This is a genomic window from Staphylococcus kloosii (genome assembly GCF_003019255.1).
In the GTDB taxonomy this organism is placed as follows: Bacteria; Bacillota; Bacilli; order Staphylococcales; family Staphylococcaceae; genus Staphylococcus; species Staphylococcus kloosii.
Window position 1 is genome coordinate 2,433,835 of record NZ_CP027846.1, and the last position, 17,799, is coordinate 2,451,633.

A 17,799-nucleotide genomic window follows, 5' to 3' on the forward strand; every position below is an offset into this window, starting at 1 on the left:
ATCCTATTTAGCTTTATTTAACGTATTCCATCACCAAATTAATAAACGATTCTACTTGTGGCAGTTGTATCATACTCGCATCATAACTTAAATATGTTGAACGAATTAAAGGCTGTGAGTCTATATCGACACGTTTAAAATCAAATTGTTCTTTATCCATATTTTTCATCATAATTTCAGGTAAAATTGTAACTCCTACACCATTTAGCAGCATTTCTTTACAAGTTGCAACTTGATCGACCGTAATCATAGCATGATAGTCTTGGCCTAAGTGGTTGTTATACCATTCTTTAATTTGATTTATGTATACTGGGTCGGCTTGAAATTCAATGAATGGAAGTTTATTAACTTCATCACGTCTATGATGTGGATGAATAAAATAATGTTCATCATTAAATAAATGTGTATTATTTAAGTTCATTAATTTATTTCCTCTAATAATCATTACGTGATAATCTCTATGGTTGGCCTTAATTTGCTCACTTGAACCGACTTGCACTTGTATTTCAACGTTTGGAAATTGACGTGTATATAAGTTAAGTACTTCTGGTAATAATGTTTGTCCAATTAGAGACGAACAACCTATTGATATAGTACCGTTGACCTCGCCTATGTGTGCTTGCATTTTATCTAAAAATAATCTTTCTTTTTTCAACATTTCTTTGGCATGTTCAATAATCATTGAACCTTCTGTCGTTGTGATTAATTGCTTTTTTGTACGTATAAAAATATCTACACCAAAAGCATTTTCTATTGCCTTTAATCTTTGTGTCACAGCTGGTTGAGAAATATATAATATTTCAGCAGCTTTTCTTAACGTTTTAGTTTCATCTAAAGTCGTAATTAAACGATAATCGTCAATCTTCATAATAACCCCCTAAAGCTTTTCTATATAAGTTTTATTCTTCTTTAGATGATGTGTATTAATTAGTTTTTAGTTAATTAATTACGTTAGCATTATTAAAATTTATTTATAATTTTTAATAACTAAACTTTAAATACTTACTAACGATATATTAACAATTTAAAAAAATGCACAATTCATTCTTCATGCGTTCATATGATTACTGGTTGTGAAGCACTAATCTAGCTCTCAAGATGTTTATTTTCTTTATGCCGTGGGTGCTTTTTATGCTGGGGTTTCACTTTATTAAACTTGTTTGATTTATGTGTAGGCGTTTTATGTTTAATTTTGTGGAAACAGTACATAATTTTTTCTTGCATTTGAGGGAAATCTTTATCAATTTTAATCATTAATTGATGTGCAATAACATATGCCTCATGATATTGCTGTCTTGTTATTTGACTTTGTTCTAGCGCACGCTGTAAATCTTCTTCATCGACTAATTCATACTCACCGTTCGGCAATACTAAAACGTCTAAAAATAAATCTAATGTTCTTGCATTACCTTTTTGCGTAATATTTTTAATATTAATATCAAAATAATATTCTAGCGGATTTCCTTCGCTATCAATCATAACGGTGATACTATAACGCTTTTTTTCCGGTAGTATTTGTAACCACTGATAATTATCGTCTGCTACCGTAATTTTTTGACCGACTACCGAAACTTCGAGTGGTTCACGCACCTTTTTCATAGTAACTAAGCCAATAATACCTTTAAATTTATTATTATTAACTTTTACTTCTACATATTCTCTATCTACGATTCGACGCCAGTGACGTTTATCGATATATTTTACTTTCACTGTCACCAACTCCTTGCTCTTATTATATAAAACTGATTTCATAATGTCATCCATAGTATGAATTAATTGAACGCCAAATTTTAATTGTAACTATTGTACTATATTTCATAGTAATAAAGCTAAATTGACAACCTCTGGCTATTTTGTTAAATTGAAGTATATTTTCAGAAAATTCTATACAACTATTGGGGGAAAGATGAATGACAGTATTACAACGACCATTTCGCGCTGACCATGTCGGCAGTTTGCTAAGACCAGAAAGATTAAAAGAAGCGAGAACACAATTTCAAAATAATGAAATTTCAGCTGCTGATTTGCAAAAAGTAGAAGATGAAGAGATTGTACGCATCATAGAAAAACAACTAGAAGTAGGTTTACATAGTATTACTGATGGTGAATTCAGAAGAAGTTGGTGGCATTTCGATTTCTTAGAAAATTTAGACGGCGTTCAGGGCTACACTCCAGAACACGGATTGTCATTCGAAGGCGTGGAAACACGTAGTCATAATGTACGTATCACAGACAAAGTAAGTTTCAATCCAAACCATCCTCATTTTGAACATTTCAAATTTTTATACGATAAAGTTGGAGACCGCGGCATAGCAAAAGTATCTATTCCAAGTCCTAATCAATTGTTCCATCCAAATATTTTAAACGAAGATCTTTACCCAGATATTAAAGACTTTGCACATGATGTGGCACAAGCTTATCACGAGTCATTGCAAAAATTTTATGATTTAGGCGCTCGCTATATCCAGTTAGACGATGTTTATTGGGCTAATTTAACTTCTGGCACTCAAAAAACACGTGGACGTGACCGTTCTGAAGAAGAAAAGGAACGTGCTAGACAATTAGCATATGCAGTTATTAATGAAGCAATTCAAGGTTTGCCAGAAGATTTATTAATTACAACACATATTTGTCGTGGTAATTATAAATCTACTTGGGCCATCTCCGGTGGTTATGAACCTATAGCACCTTATCTATTTAAAGAGAAATTAGGTGGTTTTTTCCTAGAATATGATGATGACCGTTCAGGTGATTTTGAACCGTTGCGTTATTTCCCAGAAAATCGTGCTGCCGTATTAGGCTTATTTACTTCTAAAAGTGGTGAGTTAGAAAATAAAGAAACAATTCTAGCACGTATTGAAGAAGCTAAAAATTATATTAGTGAAGATCAAATATGTTTAAGTCCTCAATGTGGTTTTGCTTCGACTGAAGAAGGAAACAAATTGACTGAAGAAGAACAATGGAAAAAATTAGCTTATGTCGTAGAAATTGCTAACGACGTTTTTAATACATCAAAATAAGTGCTTTGTTCTATGATGATAATAAAAAACAGCTTCTCAACTTTAAATTGTTGAGAAGCTGTTTTGCTTATTTATTATTTTTCTGCCAAAGCATAACGTTCTATAACGTCGTTTAAATGTGGGTACAATTGTTTTAATTCAGCTTGAGTAAACATTTCGAAGTGATTAAAATCAAATGCTGGTTGACACATACACCCTACTAAAGCGTATCCTTCCTCGTTAGCAATCGATGACGCAAATATCGTACCTTTAGGCACGACATATTGCAATACATCGCCTTCGTCTGTATTCTTACCCAACCTTATACATTTATATTGACCATCAGGATCAATCATATGCACTAATAACGTGTGTCCCTCATGATGGTACCATATTTCATCGGCGTCTATGCGATGGAAATGCGATATATTGTCATGAGATAATAAGAAGTAAATACTAGAATATGGCGCGCGTGTTGAGCCTAAACTATCACCAGTAATTATCTCTCTATAATAACCACCTTCAGGATGTGGTGTTAAGCTCAATTGTTCAATCCAATGCGCAATATTTTGAGTCATTAATTTAACTCCACATTATGGAAGACATTTTGTACATCCTCTAAGTCTTCTAGAGCATCAATTAGTTTTTCAAACACTTCTTGATCCTCAGCAGATAATTCGACGTCACTTTGTGGTAACATTTCGAATTCTGCTACTTTAAATTCTTCTACACCATATTCTTTTAAAGCATCTTGCACTTGTGCAAATTGCTCTGGTTCAGCGTAAACAATTGTTAAATCTTCTTCTTCAACAACGTCTCGTACATCGATATCTTGTTCCATTAGTTGCTCTAAAATATCATCTGCAGCATAACCTTCGAAGCCAAATACTGCCGTATGGTCGAACATATACGCTACAGAACCAGACACGCCCATATTACCACCATTTTTACCAAAAGCGGCTCTTACGTCTGAGGCTGTTCTATTTACATTATTTGTTAAAGCATCAACAATAATCATTGAACCACTAGGACCAAATCCTTCATATCTTAAGTGGTCGTAGTTTTCTTCTCCTGCACCTTTAGCCTTTTCAATCGCTTTTTCAATGATATGGTTTGGCACAGAATACGTTTTGGCTCTTTCTAGAGTTAAGCGTAAAGTTTGATTTGATTCTGGATCAGGTTCTCCTGATTTTGCAGCAACATAAATTTCTTTACCGAATTTCGCATAAATACGACTCGTATTTTTATCTTTTTGGGCTTTTTTCTCTTTAATATTATTCCATTTACGACCCATAATTTCATCTCACTTTCTTAATCCTCAAATTGTAACATTTATATTATAGCGTAAATCACGCTTATTATATAGTTGAAAAGCTATAAACTTTGTATTTATATACCCACTAATTATTTAAACATAAAAAAGACGAGTATGTCGTTAGTGAACAACAAAACTCGTCTCTTCTATATAAATATTTGATTTACTTACATATTATTTTCTGTTCAAGCGTACGGCTAAGTTTAACACGTATTTAATAATGTGTAGTAAGTTAATAAATAAGTTGAAGCCCATTTCTCTAGGTGAGAATTTACCACGCTTCATACGGTTAAAATCGTATAGTGTATATAGTAAGAATAAGAATAAACCAACGATTGTAATAATTGTATGGAATATTGGATTATGAATAAACATTCCTACAATACCTGCAATAACTAATGCTATTAACGTTACGAATAAATATTTACCCATACTAGAGGCATCACCTATTAAGAAATAACCGATAAGTCCAAAAATGATAAATGCAGCTATTGCTAAGATAACGTTTTTGTAGAATACCTCTTCACCTAAATTTTGTAAGTAACTAGTAAATGTGGCATATGCCAACAAACCAACTACAACAGTATAAATATGAGATATTATTAAACCTGACTTACGCGCTCGATTAGTAAATAAGGTAACTAATACTAGCACTAATAGTGCAATAGATAACGGTTTACGCCAAGACATAGGTAAAAATTGTCCAAAATAACAACCGATACCAAAGATTATCCAATAATATACAAAGAATAACCATACTTTACCGTATGCTTTTGCTTGGTCTTTATTTTTCTTCATATTATAATTCTTTGTTTGTTGCGATGCTTCCGCCATGTTCTTCCCTACCTTTATACATATTATTGTTTCTAAATTAACATATATATAAAGTAACACATAATAATAGATGTGTATTTAAATCTTCAATATTTTGTATTACTTAATATTACAAATTTTAAAATTATTAATCCCACTACAATGTAAAATGTCTTATAAAAGGCGCAAAAAGGCACAGTCGAACATTTTGGTAATTTTACACTCATATATTGCTAATATTACAAGTTTATAACATCATACATAAACAACTATTTTTCTGTTAGTATGGTTTGTGAATTAACAATATATGGACGTTCTATGAACAATTTAAATTTACATACATTCATAGAGACATTGAGGAGGAGTAATTTTGAAAAAGTTAGCATTTGCAGTTACTGCTGCATCAGGGACAGCTGCTATTTTAGCAAATCATGATGCACATGCATCTACACAACATACTGTAAAATCAGGTGAGTCACTTTGGTCAATCGCTCAAAAATATAATACTTCAGTAGATGAAATCAAAAAGAATAATAATATTAGTAACAATATTGTATTCCCAGGACAAGTCATTGAAATTGGTGGTAGCGGATCACAAGACTCTAGCTCTAACACAACTTCAAACACTTCTTCTGAGGTGTCTGGCGGTTCAACTCATACTGTTCAATCTGGTGAAACTTTAGCAGTAATCGCTAATAAATATGGTGTTTCAGTTGATGAATTAATGTCAGCTAACAACTTAAACAACTATATTATTCAACCAAACCAAACATTAAAAATTCCTGGCGCAGGTACTGCTGGTGGCGGTGCAGGTGGTGGAGACACTTCTACTAGCCCAGCACCAAGTCAATCTGCAAACAGTTCAAACCTTTATGACTGGGGTCAATGTACTTGGCACGTATTTAATCGTCGTGCAGAAGCAGGCAACCCAATCAGTACTTATTGGTACAACGCACAAGATTGGTATAGTAATGCAATTAACGAAGGTTATACAGTAAATAATAGTCCTAGCGTTGGTTCTATCTTACAAACTAGCGAAGGCCCTGTAGGACATGTAGCTTATGTTGAACGCGTTAATCCAGATGGTAGTATTATGGTCTCAGAAATGAACTATAATACAGCACCTGGTACAGTTGGATACCGTACTATCCCAGCTTCTCAAGTTTCAAGCTATAACTACATTCACTAAGAATGTGAAAACATAATATATTATTAAATACGTCAGAACATCTATTATTGAATGTTCTGACGTATCTTTTTATTCATTAAAAAACCATTGTTACTCAAAGTATCTTTCAACTTTAAATAACAATGGTTTTTAATATATGTCTATTGATGATTATTTACAATTATATAATTAAATTTACAATGTAGAAAATCAATGCAGCTAAAATTGCTGAAATCGGTAAGGTTATAACCCAAGTTATAATCATACGTTGCGCAGTTTTCCACTTCACACCTTTAATACGGTTAGATGAACCAACCCCTAGTATTGAAGATGATACAACGTGTGTTGTTGATAATGGGAAGTGCAGTGATGATGCTACAAATATAGTTAAAGCAGAAGATAAGTCTGCTGCTGCCCCATTTGCTGGTCTTATTTTCATAATATTACCACCAACAGTTTTGATGATCTTCCAACCACCTACTGCTGTGCCTAGCCCCATTGCAGTTGCACAGGCAATTTTTACCCATAATTGTGGTTCAACACTTGAACCTGTTTGAATGTTTGCAACAATAAGCGCTAACGTAATAATACCCATAGACTTTTGTGCATCGTTCGTACCATGTGAGAATGATTGTAATGATGCAGTAAATATTTGGAAAAATCTAAAGTTACGATTTGTCTTTGTTAAATTTGCATTTTTAAATATAACTTTAACAATTGAATAAATGATAAAGCCGACTATAAATGCAATAACTGGTGATAACAATAATACTACGATAATTTTAGTAAATCCTTCGTAGTGTAATACCGCAAATGAGCCTTGCGACGCAATAGCTGCACCCGCGATAGAACCAATTAAAGCATGTGAAGAGGAACTTGGAATACCGTAAAGCCACGTAACTAAGTTCCAAATAATTGCAGCGATAATAGCTGACAACACTACGACAAGTCCATTCTCAAGTTTGAATGGATCTACAATATCCTTCGTGATTGTACCTGCAACACCGGTAAAAGTTAATGCACCAATAAAGTTCATTATTGCGGCAACAAAGATTGCAGTTTTAGGCGTGAGTGCTCTAGTTGAAACGGCAGTCGCTACAGCATTGGCAGTATCATGAAAGCCATTGATAAAGTCAAATAATAGTGAAAATATTACGATAGCTATAGTGACGATTAAAATATATTCCATAAATTAGGACTCCTTAGCTATTTTTCATAATAATTGTTTCAAAATTATTTGCCACGACTTGGCATTTATCAGCAATATCTTCTAAACTTTCATATATTTCTTTAATTTTAATTAATGTAATAGGATCTGTTTCGCTATTGAAAATATGTTTGATAGATTGACGTAAAATACCATCACAATTAGTTTCAAATTCTTTAATGTTAATAGAATGTATACGCATGTGAGATAATTTTTTATCTACTAATAATCCTACAGCTAACTTCATTTCAGCTACTGCTTTTTGGATATTATCAACAAATTCTGCCATATACTCATCAGTATATTCTATTGAGTACATTTCGAACATGCCAGATGTTTCTTCAATTGCATCAAGCACATCATCAATTGCATTACATAAAGATAAAATATCTTCACGTTCAATAGGTGTAATGAATGTTTGATTCAAATCTGAAATCACTTGATGCATTAATTCGTCACCGTGTGATTCATAAGTCTTAATATTGTCCGAATACGCTTTTAAGTCTAAGTGTGTATTAAAATCCATTTTTCCAAATTCAATCGCAGCGCGGTCTAGATTAAACACCATTTCCTCTAGTTGTACCATGAATTTGTCTTTTTTCTTATTAAACATTCAATAAAATCCTCCATTTACAGCGATCGTTAATAATCACCATCAATAAATTTAATAATTTAAAGCCTTAACAGCTAAACATTTGTCCCTCAGTTATTACAAATAAAAATAAATTATATATGTAGTAAATTGTTCATTAAATGAATATTGCATACTACCTATAATACTAACTTTCAGAACTTGTTTTGCCTTATTTGAAAATAGCACAAAATTTACAATACTACAATTGAATTTACAAATTCTTAACATTCATTTCATCAATTTAAAATACAACTTAATTCATTTGACAAAAACCTATTAATTTCGACTTTTACAAAGAAACAAATAGATAAGTTATAACTTAATCTTCTGCATGTTGAGAAAGACGTTTTACAATATCGTTTTGTTCAGGGAACGTAAAGATAACTTCTGTCCCCTTATTTAATTCTGAGTTAATATTAACCGCTACTTTCAGAGCTTTTTTCAATTCATTTACTAAGTAAAGACCAATACCTGACGAAGCAGAATCATTGTGGAATGTAGTTGATGTAAATCCTCTTTCAAATATACGTGGTAAATCTTTAGCACTTATTCCTCTACCTTCATCTTTAATACTTAATGTGACGTGATTATTTACTAGCGTAGCCTCTATGACAATCGTACTGTTTTCACTATATTTAATAGCATTTGATAATGACTGTCTAATCATCATGCGACATAATTTAGTATCAGTATAAATTTTCATCTCAGCATCGATTAATAAATCAAAACCTATACCTCTCGCCTGACTGATAAATCGCGTTAATTGAATTTCTTCTATTACTAGATTTCTTAAAGTTACATGTTCAAAATATAAATCTTTATTTTGAGATTGCATACGTGTTAAATACAGTTGCATATCTAACATAGCGTTAATACGTGACCACTCATACATTAACGACTTCTTGCGCTCACTATCTTGCTCTTTATCAATTAACAATTTCATTGAAGTCACAGGTGTTTTTATATCATGGACAAAAGACGTTAGCGATTGCTCATATGTCTTAATTTGTTGTCGTTGTTGATTTAAGATAGCCTTTTGATTTGCTATATTATTATATAAAAATGTGACGACTTCTCTTTGAAAAGGTGTATCGGCTAAATTTTTATGTTTAATCTCTTCAATTTCTTCATTATTTATAATATGTCGTATAAACTGTGTTTCTTTAATAAACGAAAAGATGAGATACACCAAAGTTAAACCAATATTCAAAATAACTATATATACTACGCTGCCGATATCGATATTGTAATCAATCGCAGCGATGACAAGAATAATGATGTTTAAAAAGATAATCCATAAAATCCATCGCAAGCGTGAAATCAAATACATCCACAACAATTTCACATTACCCATGTGCTAAGTATCCTCTTCCAACTTTAGTTTCAATTTCATTATCCATGCCTATATCTTTTAATTTCTTCCGTAAACGATTGACGTTTACCGTCAACGTATTATCACTCACAAATGCCTCATCATCCCATAAAGCCGTTATAATAGTATCTCTAGTTACGATTTGATTTTGTTTTCGTACAAGCATTTCTAAAATAATCATTTCTGTTTTAGATAACATAATATCTTGATTGTCTTTACTAATAACGTCTTTCGTTAAATCTAACGTAGCACCTTGCCAGTCGATATTTCTTTTTTCTTCAGTACTAAATTCATATACTCTACGATAAATAGCCTGCAATTTAGCTATAAGCACATTCGTATTGAATGGCTTTTGTACGTAATCGTCTGCACCAAGTTCCATACCCATTACTTGATCCATGGGGCTATCTCTTGAAGATAAAAAGAGTATAGGAACATTGGAAGTTTGGCGAATTTTTCTCGTCCAATGGAACCCATCATATTTAGGCAATTGAATATCCATGATAATGATTTTCGGTTTTACTTGTTCAAAAGATGCAACTACATCTGAAAAGTCAGCTACACCTTCCACCTCAAAATCCCATTGATTTAATTCTTTACTTAACTCATTAAATAATGTCTTATCATCTTCTACTAATAATATTTTCACACACGATGCCTCCAATGATTATTTAGTGTATTTCATGTTTTCGCCTAAACGAAGTCGTTGTTGAAAATTTTTAATACGACAATCAACGTCAAAGCCGCGTAACATCATCTTTTGAAATGGTGCTTGTGAAATATAATAAATTGGCCATATCACTTTAGGGATATAGTCATATAAATGAACCATTACCTTAGATGAACCCTTTAAAGATCTAAATTCTAACTTACCTTGCTTTTGGATATTAGGTTTAGTCAGACTGCCACCAACTAAATGCATAGTAATTATATCTTCCGCAGTTTGCACTTTGTGTAATATTAATAATGGCCTATCTTTACGTTTTAAATAAATAAAAAAGTTGTCACCTTCATTGTAGCTATGAATAATTGTTCCCTTTGTTTCGTTTAACCACGACATATACGCTTTTACCATATAATCTAATGTCCAATTAACGGGTAATTGCATATTCATTGCCGTACGTACATCATCATATTTTGACACTTGTAGTTCGGCAGAAACATTAGGTCGTACAACTCTATTTTCCGTTTCTTCTACTGTAACACCATATGCTGATAATCTTTCAACCGTTTCGCGATCAAAACGACTACCGCCGATATAAATAATTTTTGTTATTTTATTAATTGCTGCCGCACGACCAAAATTATCTGCAGCGATAATATTTAAATCTTTTGCAGTAGCGTCTGTTAGCTTTGCCGAGTGCTTAGTAGGATCCAAATAATAAATGGCAATATTCATTCCCTCCATTGCGCTAACAACGTCTTGATAATTATAAATATCTTTTTTTAACCAAATGACTTCTTGCACTTCTTCCTCTTTTGGATATTTAGATAATGTATATAGTTGCGCTTCTGATTTAATTGAAGCTATTAAATTTTTTCCTATATATCCTGTAGCTCCTGCAAGTAGCACTTTAGGCTTCATCGACGCCACTCCTTTTTATTAATAAATTATATTGTTTTGAGAAAACTAAAGATTATCTTTGCAATTTATATTATACTTAATATAAATTGCCTAGAAATGAGGTGTTTAAAACCATGGTCCATCAAATACGAGAAATTGGTATAAATGATGTTCAAGACTTTATTAAATTATTAAAGTCTATATACGATGAGTCTGACTTTATGATATATAATCCAGGTGAATATGCACCATCTATCAATGATGCTTTAAGTAAATTAGAACATTTTATTACTTCTCCTACAAATGCTATCTATATAGCAGAATATAACAGTGAACTTGTAGGTTTTGCTACGGTTACAACGAAAGACTATGAACGTGCAAAGCATGAAGCTAAATTTTCTATGGGTGTCGTTAAATTTTATAGAGAAAAAGGTCTTGGACAATCACTTATTAATTCAGTGGAGGCTTGGTGTTTAAACCATAATATTAGACGTATTGAAGTTACCGTCGTCACTGAAAATGTTGCCGCAGTTGATATATTCAAAGCTACTGGTTATCAAATTGAAGGCGAACTAAGAGACAAACTTTTCATCGATAATAAATATTATAATGAATATGTAATGTCAAAATTATTACTTTAATTATAACATGTTGAAAGGGCATAAAACGCTAAGTTTTATGCCCTTTCTTATTTAATATGGATTTAAATCTACACCATTTGGATTACTGTCTTCATTATTCACTTTTGTTTCAACACCAGAAGAACTTGTGTTACGACTTAAGAATGCTAAAACATCTTTCATATTTTGTTTAGATTCAGGTAACTCTAAATGGAATTGATATTGATGTCTTAAGTGATGTGTTCCATTATAGAAAAGGTCATCTACAGGCACATCTTCTTCTTCTAATTTTTTCTTAAATGCAATATTTTGACTGTAAAATGGGTCTGCATCTCCTACCGATAAATAAGTAGGCGGATAGTTTTTGGTAACTTGATTTATTGTCGACATTTGCGAAATATTTTTAAATTGTTGTTCCCAGTTTCTTTCACCAGTATAACTTTGCATAAATAGTTGAATTCTTGGAAATTCTGTTTGTCTTACTGTCTTCATATCATAAAAACCACCGAAAAATATCGCTGCTTTTATTTGGTCATTATCAAAACGTTGTTTAAAATTCATTTCATCTCGTAATGACTTATTCGTTTGCATAGCCGTATATTGACTCGACATTTGAGCCCCAGCTGAATCCCCGCCAAAAATAACTTGGTCAAAATCAATGGGCAACTCATGCTTGTTTCGTTTAATAAATTGTACAGCTTGATCAATTTGATGTAATTGACTTGGATATTTAAAATCAGGTGCTAACGCATAATTGATATTTACAACAATATAACCTTGCTCTGCTATTTTAGCCAACAATGGGTTTTTATACTGTTTATCACCGGCAATATACCCGCCACCATGCATCCAAAAAATAACAGGTAATTTGTTATCTTTAGCAAGATCTGTTGGCGTTAAAATATCTAACCGACTATTCGCCCACCCTTTACTATATGTAATATTCGTAAACGCATTAACGTTTTTATTGTTAATTTGTACTCTCTCTTTTACTTGTTGCGTATGTTGCTGGTCAAAATGTCTTTTCAACAATAAGCCAACCACTGTGGCAACTACTACAATTACTACAATTGTAATAACAATCCATTTCTGTTTTTTATTCATGACTGACCTTTCCTTTCGGAAGCATTGTACCATATTTATAATTTCTAATGTACAATTTATGGATGAATTCTAATTAACCAATTTTTAATATAAATAATAACTGCTTATTTCTAGTTTGAACAAGAAAAGTAACAATACTCGTCTTTTATTATCACTCTTTTTGGATTTAATAATATAAAACGAATGATAAAAAAAGTAACTATTGCATATTTGACATACAACAGTTACTTTAATTTCAATTTTATTAAATTAACAAATAATAGTTACATGTAATTAACAATTAATCGGCAGTTTTACCACGATTAAGTTCATTAAAGTCTACTACTACGTCATCCATACGTTTAGCTGTTTCTTTCAACACATTACGTGCAACACTATTCGATGGATCAAGTTTCAATATTTGTCTTGATATATCAAAAGCTTTTTTATCTGAAATAACTGGTTCTGGTACAGCGTGTAATAACAACATCTGTAATAAACTTTTAACTTCTTTACCGTCAGTGAGCTTTATGGATGATTCAGCATGATAATAAGCAGAGTCTAAAGCACCTTGAGTTTCACTTAATGGATAAACTAAAAGTAAAAATGCTAAGTCATGCATTTCTGATGTTTCTTCTTTTTTCAACATATCTAATATACATGTATAAAACATCATACTTTCGACTTCGTGTGCGCTAGAAATATAAGCCTCTTCAAATTCCATAAAATCTGCTTCGGACATTAAACTTTTAACTGACTCAAATTCGCCGTTTAAGACATGTTTCTTTATTAAATCTTGCATGGCAATGTCCTCCTATAGTCCAGATTCCTTCTACATTTAGTCTATATTTTAGCACATTTTTAAAATTTAATCATTTGTAATACATTAAATTCTATAAATTTTAGTAAATAACTAGATATATCAGACAAAATATTGATTTATTTTTCGAAAATATTTATTTTGTGAAATTATTCTTCAATTCTTCCAACGTTTCATCGATAGAGCCACCAACTGACAGTTTCACTGCCGCCGTGAAGCTACCTTCTACAATTGGTGCCGTCGCTTTTTCAACTCTAAAATTACCATCATACATATCAATGGCCATATCTAAGTTCATTTCAGCTGAACCAATATCATAGAAACAAATGGCATCTTCTTCAAGGGAAGTTAATGTTTGTTGAATATCATCAAAAGATGTACCAATTTCTCCATTTGTGCCGCCCTGTGCAATTACTGTAACACTTTGTGCCATTTGTGCTAATAATGCCTTTGTGCCTTGTGCGATATCTTCACTGTGACTGACTAATACAATTGCTGTCATAGTTATTCATCTCCTATTAAAGCGTTTAAAATATAAACACTACTTTGTGCGCCGGGATCGATGTGACCTTTAGAATCTTCTTTAAAGTATGCCGCTCTACCTTTAGTTGCAACCATATCTTTAGTATCATCAGCAAATCCTTGTAAAGTTTCTAGTGTCACCTTATTACCTTCATCAACTGCTTGTCTTGTCCGTTCAATCACGTCAAACATTGTTTTTTCATTTAATGTGACTTTCCCTCTTTCAGCTATGGCATCTGAAAATGCTTGTAATAGTTGTTTCAAATTATCTGCTGTAATTTCATCTTCTGCTACTTGCGACATTTTAACAAAACTAAAACCATATAATGGCCCAGAAGCACCACCGATATTTGACATTAATGTCATACCCGTTGATTTTAATACTGAAGCTACAGATTGTGTATCAATCTTATCAGGTAAAGCTTTAAAGCCTCTCAACATATTTACGCCATGGTCACCGTCACCAATTGCACGGTCTAATTCTGTTAAATTGTCTTCTTGCTCTGTAAAAGCATCTACGAGATTTAATAAGTTTTGTGATAAAGTTTGTGCGTCCATCATTGTTCCTCCTTAAATAATCTATTCAAAATAACGGCTTGCTGTCGGTGCTTTCAATGCTATTTTAACTTCCTCAGAATAAGGGGCCAACGTGATTGAAAAACCTTGCATATCTAATGAAGTCATATATTCTCCAACTATCCAATGCTTAACATTTTTACCACGGTTTGATAAGTTTTCTGCTACGTATTTCGTCACTATATCTAATTCAGATATTGGGGTACCACCCATGCCATTAATCATAACAATTAACTCTTTATCAGCTATTTCTTTAACTAACTCACTCGTTAATTTGTCTACAATTTCATCTACTGGTGCGATTTGCTCTTTTGATATACCTCTTTCACCATGGATGCCGATACCGATTTCAATTTCATCTTCTTCAATATCAAAACCATATTTACCTGTAGAAGGAACTAAAGGAGCGGTTAACGCCATACCAATTGTTTTAATGCTCTCTATAAATTGTTGTACTTTTTGTTGGATATTATCAAGATTTTCACCTTGCTCTGCTAAATAGCCGGCATATTTATGTACTAATACTGTACCAGCTACACCACGTCTTTGTGCTTCCTCATCTACAGCAATATCATCTTTGACTACTACCATGGCAACATTGATATCTTCCATTTTCGCCATATCTTGCGCCATTTCAAAGTTCATTACATCACCAGCATAGTTCTTAACAATGAGTAAGACACCATCGCCGTTATCTACCGCTTTAATAGCATTTAATATTTTATCAGGCGTTGGAGACGTAAAAATTTCTCCGCAAACTGCTGCATCCAACATCCCTTGTGCTACGAAGCCAGCATGTGCGGGTTCATGACCGCTTCCTCCACCAGAAACTAATGTTGGGCCTTGTTGCTTTTTCTCTTTTTTAACGACCACTGTATCTGAGATAACTTCGATACTATCTGAAGATACTTGCATACCTGCTAATATATCTTGTAAATAATTTGTTTTATCTTTCACTAACTTTTTCATATAGATACCTCCCTAATATTAACCATTCACTTTATATTATACCCAACTACCAAATGCAAACGCTATCATTTGAAAATAAAAAAAAATCGAATTAAGTAACGTGGACTTAATTCGATTCATATTTATACTGTTTTCGATTTATACATTAAGAATAAGAAATAAGGTGCACCAATAATTGCGACAATTATCCCTGCGGGTATGCCACTCGGTTGCAATATTACTTGACCTATTGTATCTGAAACTACTAATAACAATGCACCAAGGACAATAGATATTGGTAAAAATAGTTGGTGACGTGGACCGACAATAGATTTAGCAATATGCGGTCCCATCAAACCAATAAAACCGATGGCACCAGCTACAGATACTGCCGCCGAAGATAAAATTACTGCAAGTATTAATAGGACAATTCGTTCTGTACTTACTTTAACACCTACACCTTGCGCTATATGTTCATGTACGTTTAATAAATTGAGTACATTAGATTTCATTAATAAGAATGGAATAATAATAATTAGCCATGGCACAAATGCAATAACAAATGACCACTCGTCTCCCCATATATTACCGGCTAGCCATGAAGCGATAAATTCTGATTGATCTTTATCGAATTTAGACATTAATGTTAGTGAACCACCACTTAGAGCAGTTGCTAGACCAACACCTATGAGTACCATACTAGCAGGCGTAATACCTTCACCCTTGTTATAACTAAAAGTAAAGATTAATAAGGCTGTACCTACACCGCCAATCATACTAATAATTGGTAGTACATAGACAAAATTGTCGGCATTGACTTGGCCAATAACGATAAACAGGGCGATAGCAAATCCACTACCTGCATTGATACCTAAAATACCTGGTTCGGCCAATGGGTTACGTGTAACACTTTGTATTACTGCACCACTCATAGCTAATGCTATACCAGCCAATATTGTAATGAGCATTCTCGGCAATCTAAAATCTAATAAAATTAAAGAATCTGTATAGTTACCTTGCCCTAATAAAGTTTTGAAAAAATCACCCATCGACATTTTATATTCACCAGAAGTCATACTCCAAGCGCATGCTAACAATAGTAATACTATTAAAATTATCATTGTTAACCATTGCTTGTGTCTTAGTTTAGGGTTAATCATGAGAAGCGCCCTCCTTTTTTAACTAAATATAAAAAGTAAGGCACACCAATGAATGAAATAATTGCACCCACAGGCGCTTCGCCAAGCATTCTAGCTAATGTATCCGCAACTAAAACTAGCAATCCACCGAGCACTGCAGTTAACGGAATAACACGCGCATAATCTGTTCCTACGATATAACGTACGATGTGAGGGACCATTAGACCAACAAAGGCAATTTGTCCTACCATGGCAACTGCAATACCAGCTAAAATCATAGAAAGGACTAAAGTAGTACCTCGAATTGCAGTCACATTTTGCCCTAATCCTTTAGCTAATGTTTCACCTAAGTTCAAAATAGTTAATTGTTTACTAATTGAAATAAGTATAATGAGTGCTACTAATATAAATGGAGCAGCCCAAAACAGTTGTGGCCAAGTCGTACCAGAGACACCACCAGCGCTCCAAAATGTTAAACTTTGATTTAATCTAAACAATAATGCAATGCCTTGACTTAACGCTGTTAATAAAGCACTTACTGCAGCGCCTGCTAAAATGATTCGCATTGGGTTAAAGCCATCACTACGAGAGCGTCCAATCATTAACACGATAAAACCACCGAGCAAAGCACCTACAAATCCTGCAAACATTAATAATAGAAACGGTGCCTTAGGTACCATTGCATAAGTTAGCGCTAACATAAATGACGCACCAGAGTTCAAACCAATTAAACTTGGATCTGCCAATCCATTCTTTGTTACGCCTTGTATAACGGCGCCAGCAGTTGCCAATGCCATACCTACTAAGATGGCACCAACGTCTCTCGGTATTCGAATTTCGCTAATAATATTATGTTGTTGATTACTAGAGTCATAATTGAAAATCGCTTGCATAATGGTTCCGATATTTATTTTAGCTTCTCCTAATAAAATGGATATAAATAACATAACCACCAACAATATTACGGCAATACTAAAAGTTGTCGTAAAGCTATATTTTTTTCTGTTCTGTGTAGTCAT

Annotated in this window: 20 protein-coding genes; 3 read left to right on the plus strand and 17 right to left on the minus strand. The window is 33.0% G+C overall.

The genetic code is table 11. The annotated features are described in order from the left end of the window. Nucleotides 1-13: 13 nt before the first annotated feature. The gene (locus C7J89_RS12120; protein WP_061855311.1) at nt 14-868 is read right to left on the minus strand and encodes a LysR family transcriptional regulator; all 855 of its coding nucleotides are present in this window, start codon (nt 866-868) and stop codon (nt 14-16) included. A gap of 218 nt (nt 869-1,086) precedes the next feature. Beyond that, a complete protein-coding gene (locus C7J89_RS12125; RefSeq protein ID WP_170066449.1) occupies nt 1,087-1,710 on the minus strand; it encodes a ribonuclease FAU-1 family protein in 624 nt (207 codons plus the stop codon). A gap of 200 nt (nt 1,711-1,910) precedes the next feature. On the opposite strand from C7J89_RS12125, the gene C7J89_RS12130 reads away from it, so the two are divergent. Further along, nucleotides 1,911-3,020, plus strand: coding sequence for a 5-methyltetrahydropteroyltriglutamate--homocysteine S-methyltransferase (locus C7J89_RS12130; RefSeq protein ID WP_103295012.1), 1,110 nt, complete (start codon nt 1,911-1,913; stop codon nt 3,018-3,020). Between the two features lie 74 nt (nt 3,021-3,094). Here C7J89_RS12130 and C7J89_RS12135 read toward each other — a convergent pair whose 3' ends face one another. From C7J89_RS12135 to C7J89_RS12145, 3 genes are all read right to left on the minus strand, one after another. Further along, a complete protein-coding gene (locus C7J89_RS12135) occupies nt 3,095-3,577 on the minus strand; it encodes a cupin domain-containing protein (protein WP_103295013.1) in 483 nt (160 codons plus the stop codon). Beyond that, nucleotides 3,577-4,293, minus strand: coding sequence for a YebC/PmpR family DNA-binding transcriptional regulator (locus tag C7J89_RS12140; RefSeq protein WP_103295014.1), 717 nt, complete (start codon nt 4,291-4,293; stop codon nt 3,577-3,579). The genes C7J89_RS12135 and C7J89_RS12140 overlap by 1 nt, the downstream gene beginning before the upstream one ends. Before the next feature lie 195 nt (nt 4,294-4,488). After that, a complete protein-coding gene (locus C7J89_RS12145; RefSeq protein ID WP_103295015.1) occupies nt 4,489-5,148 on the minus strand; it encodes a Bax inhibitor-1/YccA family protein in 660 nt (219 codons plus the stop codon). A gap of 349 nt (nt 5,149-5,497) precedes the next feature. Here C7J89_RS12145 and C7J89_RS12150 point away from each other — a divergent pair, with 349 nt between their 5' ends. Beyond that, nucleotides 5,498-6,316: a LysM peptidoglycan-binding domain-containing protein gene (locus C7J89_RS12150; protein ID WP_103295016.1), complete on the plus strand. Its 819-nt coding sequence runs from the start codon at nt 5,498-5,500 to the stop codon at nt 6,314-6,316. Nucleotides 6,317-6,476: 160 nt separating this feature from the next. On the opposite strand, the gene C7J89_RS12155 is transcribed toward C7J89_RS12150, so the two are convergent. The 5 genes from C7J89_RS12155 to C7J89_RS12175 form a co-directional block, all read right to left on the minus strand. Continuing rightward, nucleotides 6,477-7,484: an inorganic phosphate transporter gene (locus C7J89_RS12155; RefSeq protein WP_103295017.1), complete on the minus strand. Its 1,008-nt coding sequence runs from the start codon at nt 7,482-7,484 to the stop codon at nt 6,477-6,479. 13 nt (nt 7,485-7,497) lie between these two features. After that, nucleotides 7,498-8,115, minus strand: a complete 618-nt coding sequence (locus C7J89_RS12160; protein ID WP_061855319.1) for a DUF47 domain-containing protein — start codon at nt 8,113-8,115, stop codon at nt 7,498-7,500. 340 nt (nt 8,116-8,455) lie between these two features. Continuing rightward, nucleotides 8,456-9,490, minus strand: coding sequence for a sensor histidine kinase (locus C7J89_RS12165; protein WP_103295018.1), 1,035 nt, complete (start codon nt 9,488-9,490; stop codon nt 8,456-8,458). Continuing rightward, nucleotides 9,483-10,157: a response regulator transcription factor gene (locus C7J89_RS12170; RefSeq protein ID WP_103295019.1), complete on the minus strand. Its 675-nt coding sequence runs from the start codon at nt 10,155-10,157 to the stop codon at nt 9,483-9,485. The genes C7J89_RS12165 and C7J89_RS12170 overlap by 8 nt, the downstream gene beginning before the upstream one ends. Before the next feature lie 18 nt (nt 10,158-10,175). After that, nucleotides 10,176-11,093: a Rossmann-fold NAD(P)-binding domain-containing protein gene (locus C7J89_RS12175; protein ID WP_103295020.1), complete on the minus strand. Its 918-nt coding sequence runs from the start codon at nt 11,091-11,093 to the stop codon at nt 10,176-10,178. A 113-nt stretch (nt 11,094-11,206) separates the two neighbouring features. Here C7J89_RS12175 and C7J89_RS12180 point away from each other — a divergent pair, with 113 nt between their 5' ends. After that, on the plus strand, nt 11,207-11,713 hold the full coding sequence (locus C7J89_RS12180) for a GNAT family N-acetyltransferase (RefSeq protein WP_103295021.1): 507 nt from the start codon (nt 11,207-11,209) through the stop codon (nt 11,711-11,713). Nucleotides 11,714-11,764: 51 nt separating this feature from the next. Here C7J89_RS12180 and C7J89_RS12185 read toward each other — a convergent pair whose 3' ends face one another. The 7 genes from C7J89_RS12185 to C7J89_RS12215 all read right to left on the minus strand — a co-directional run bounded on the left by C7J89_RS12185 (nt 11,765) and on the right by C7J89_RS12215 (nt 17,799). Further along, complete coding sequence (locus tag C7J89_RS12185) at nt 11,765-12,796, minus strand: alpha/beta hydrolase (RefSeq protein WP_061855324.1); 1,032 nt, start codon at nt 12,794-12,796, stop codon at nt 11,765-11,767. 280 nt (nt 12,797-13,076) lie between these two features. Further along, complete coding sequence (locus C7J89_RS12190) at nt 13,077-13,577, minus strand: hypothetical protein (protein ID WP_048792497.1); 501 nt, start codon at nt 13,575-13,577, stop codon at nt 13,077-13,079. Between the two features lie 154 nt (nt 13,578-13,731). Continuing rightward, nucleotides 13,732-14,097: a dihydroxyacetone kinase phosphoryl donor subunit DhaM gene (gene dhaM, locus C7J89_RS12195; protein ID WP_103295022.1), complete on the minus strand. Its 366-nt coding sequence runs from the start codon at nt 14,095-14,097 to the stop codon at nt 13,732-13,734. 2 nt (nt 14,098-14,099) lie between these two features. Further along, nucleotides 14,100-14,675, minus strand: a complete 576-nt coding sequence (gene dhaL / locus C7J89_RS12200; RefSeq protein ID WP_103295023.1) for a dihydroxyacetone kinase subunit DhaL — start codon at nt 14,673-14,675, stop codon at nt 14,100-14,102. Nucleotides 14,676-14,696: 21 nt separating this feature from the next. Continuing rightward, nucleotides 14,697-15,662 carry a dihydroxyacetone kinase subunit DhaK gene (dhaK, locus tag C7J89_RS12205; protein ID WP_103295024.1) on the minus strand — a complete coding sequence of 322 codons (966 nt, stop codon included), beginning with the start codon at nt 15,660-15,662 and terminating at the stop codon, nt 14,697-14,699. Nucleotides 15,663-15,784: 122 nt separating this feature from the next. Beyond that, nucleotides 15,785-16,801 (minus strand): FecCD family ABC transporter permease, encoded by a 1,017-nt coding sequence (locus tag C7J89_RS12210; RefSeq protein ID WP_103295025.1) that lies wholly within the window; start codon nt 16,799-16,801, stop codon nt 15,785-15,787. Then, a complete protein-coding gene (locus C7J89_RS12215) occupies nt 16,798-17,799 on the minus strand; it encodes a FecCD family ABC transporter permease (protein ID WP_061855329.1) in 1,002 nt (333 codons plus the stop codon). The genes C7J89_RS12210 and C7J89_RS12215 overlap by 4 nt, the downstream gene beginning before the upstream one ends.

Excerpts from the sequence above, each read along its gene's own strand:
- C7J89_RS12120 (WP_061855311.1), bottom strand. The coding sequence starts at position 868 with ATGAAGATTGACGATTATCGTTTAATTACGACTTTAGATGAAACTAAA.
- C7J89_RS12130 (WP_103295012.1), top strand. The coding sequence starts at position 1,911 with ATGACAGTATTACAACGACCATTTCGCGCTGACCATGTCGGCAGTTTG.
- C7J89_RS12135 (WP_103295013.1), bottom strand. The coding sequence starts at position 3,577 with ATGACTCAAAATATTGCGCATTGGATTGAACAATTGAGCTTAACACCA.
- C7J89_RS12140 (WP_103295014.1), bottom strand. The coding sequence starts at position 4,293 with ATGGGTCGTAAATGGAATAATATTAAAGAGAAAAAAGCCCAAAAAGAT.
- C7J89_RS12145 (WP_103295015.1), bottom strand. The coding sequence starts at position 5,148 with ATGGCGGAAGCATCGCAACAAACAAAGAATTATAATATGAAGAAAAAT.
- C7J89_RS12155 (WP_103295017.1), bottom strand. The coding sequence starts at position 7,484 with ATGGAATATATTTTAATCGTCACTATAGCTATCGTAATATTTTCACTA.
- C7J89_RS12160 (WP_061855319.1), bottom strand. The coding sequence starts at position 8,115 with ATGTTTAATAAGAAAAAAGACAAATTCATGGTACAACTAGAGGAAATG.
- C7J89_RS12165 (WP_103295018.1), bottom strand. The coding sequence starts at position 9,490 with ATGGGTAATGTGAAATTGTTGTGGATGTATTTGATTTCACGCTTGCGA.
- C7J89_RS12175 (WP_103295020.1), bottom strand. The coding sequence starts at position 11,093 with ATGAAGCCTAAAGTGCTACTTGCAGGAGCTACAGGATATATAGGAAAA.
- C7J89_RS12180 (WP_103295021.1), top strand. The coding sequence starts at position 11,207 with ATGGTCCATCAAATACGAGAAATTGGTATAAATGATGTTCAAGACTTT.
- C7J89_RS12185 (WP_061855324.1), bottom strand. The coding sequence starts at position 12,796 with ATGAATAAAAAACAGAAATGGATTGTTATTACAATTGTAGTAATTGTA.
- C7J89_RS12190 (WP_048792497.1), bottom strand. The coding sequence starts at position 13,577 with ATGCAAGATTTAATAAAGAAACATGTCTTAAACGGCGAATTTGAGTCA.
- dhaM (WP_103295022.1), bottom strand. The coding sequence starts at position 14,097 with ATGACAGCAATTGTATTAGTCAGTCACAGTGAAGATATCGCACAAGGC.
- dhaL (WP_103295023.1), bottom strand. The coding sequence starts at position 14,675 with ATGGACGCACAAACTTTATCACAAAACTTATTAAATCTCGTAGATGCT.
- dhaK (WP_103295024.1), bottom strand. The coding sequence starts at position 15,662 with ATGAAAAAGTTAGTGAAAGATAAAACAAATTATTTACAAGATATATTA.
- C7J89_RS12210 (WP_103295025.1), bottom strand. The coding sequence starts at position 16,801 with ATGATTAACCCTAAACTAAGACACAAGCAATGGTTAACAATGATAATT.
- C7J89_RS12215 (WP_061855329.1), bottom strand. The coding sequence starts at position 17,799 with ATGACTACACAGAACAGAAAAAAATATAGCTTTACGACAACTTTTAGT.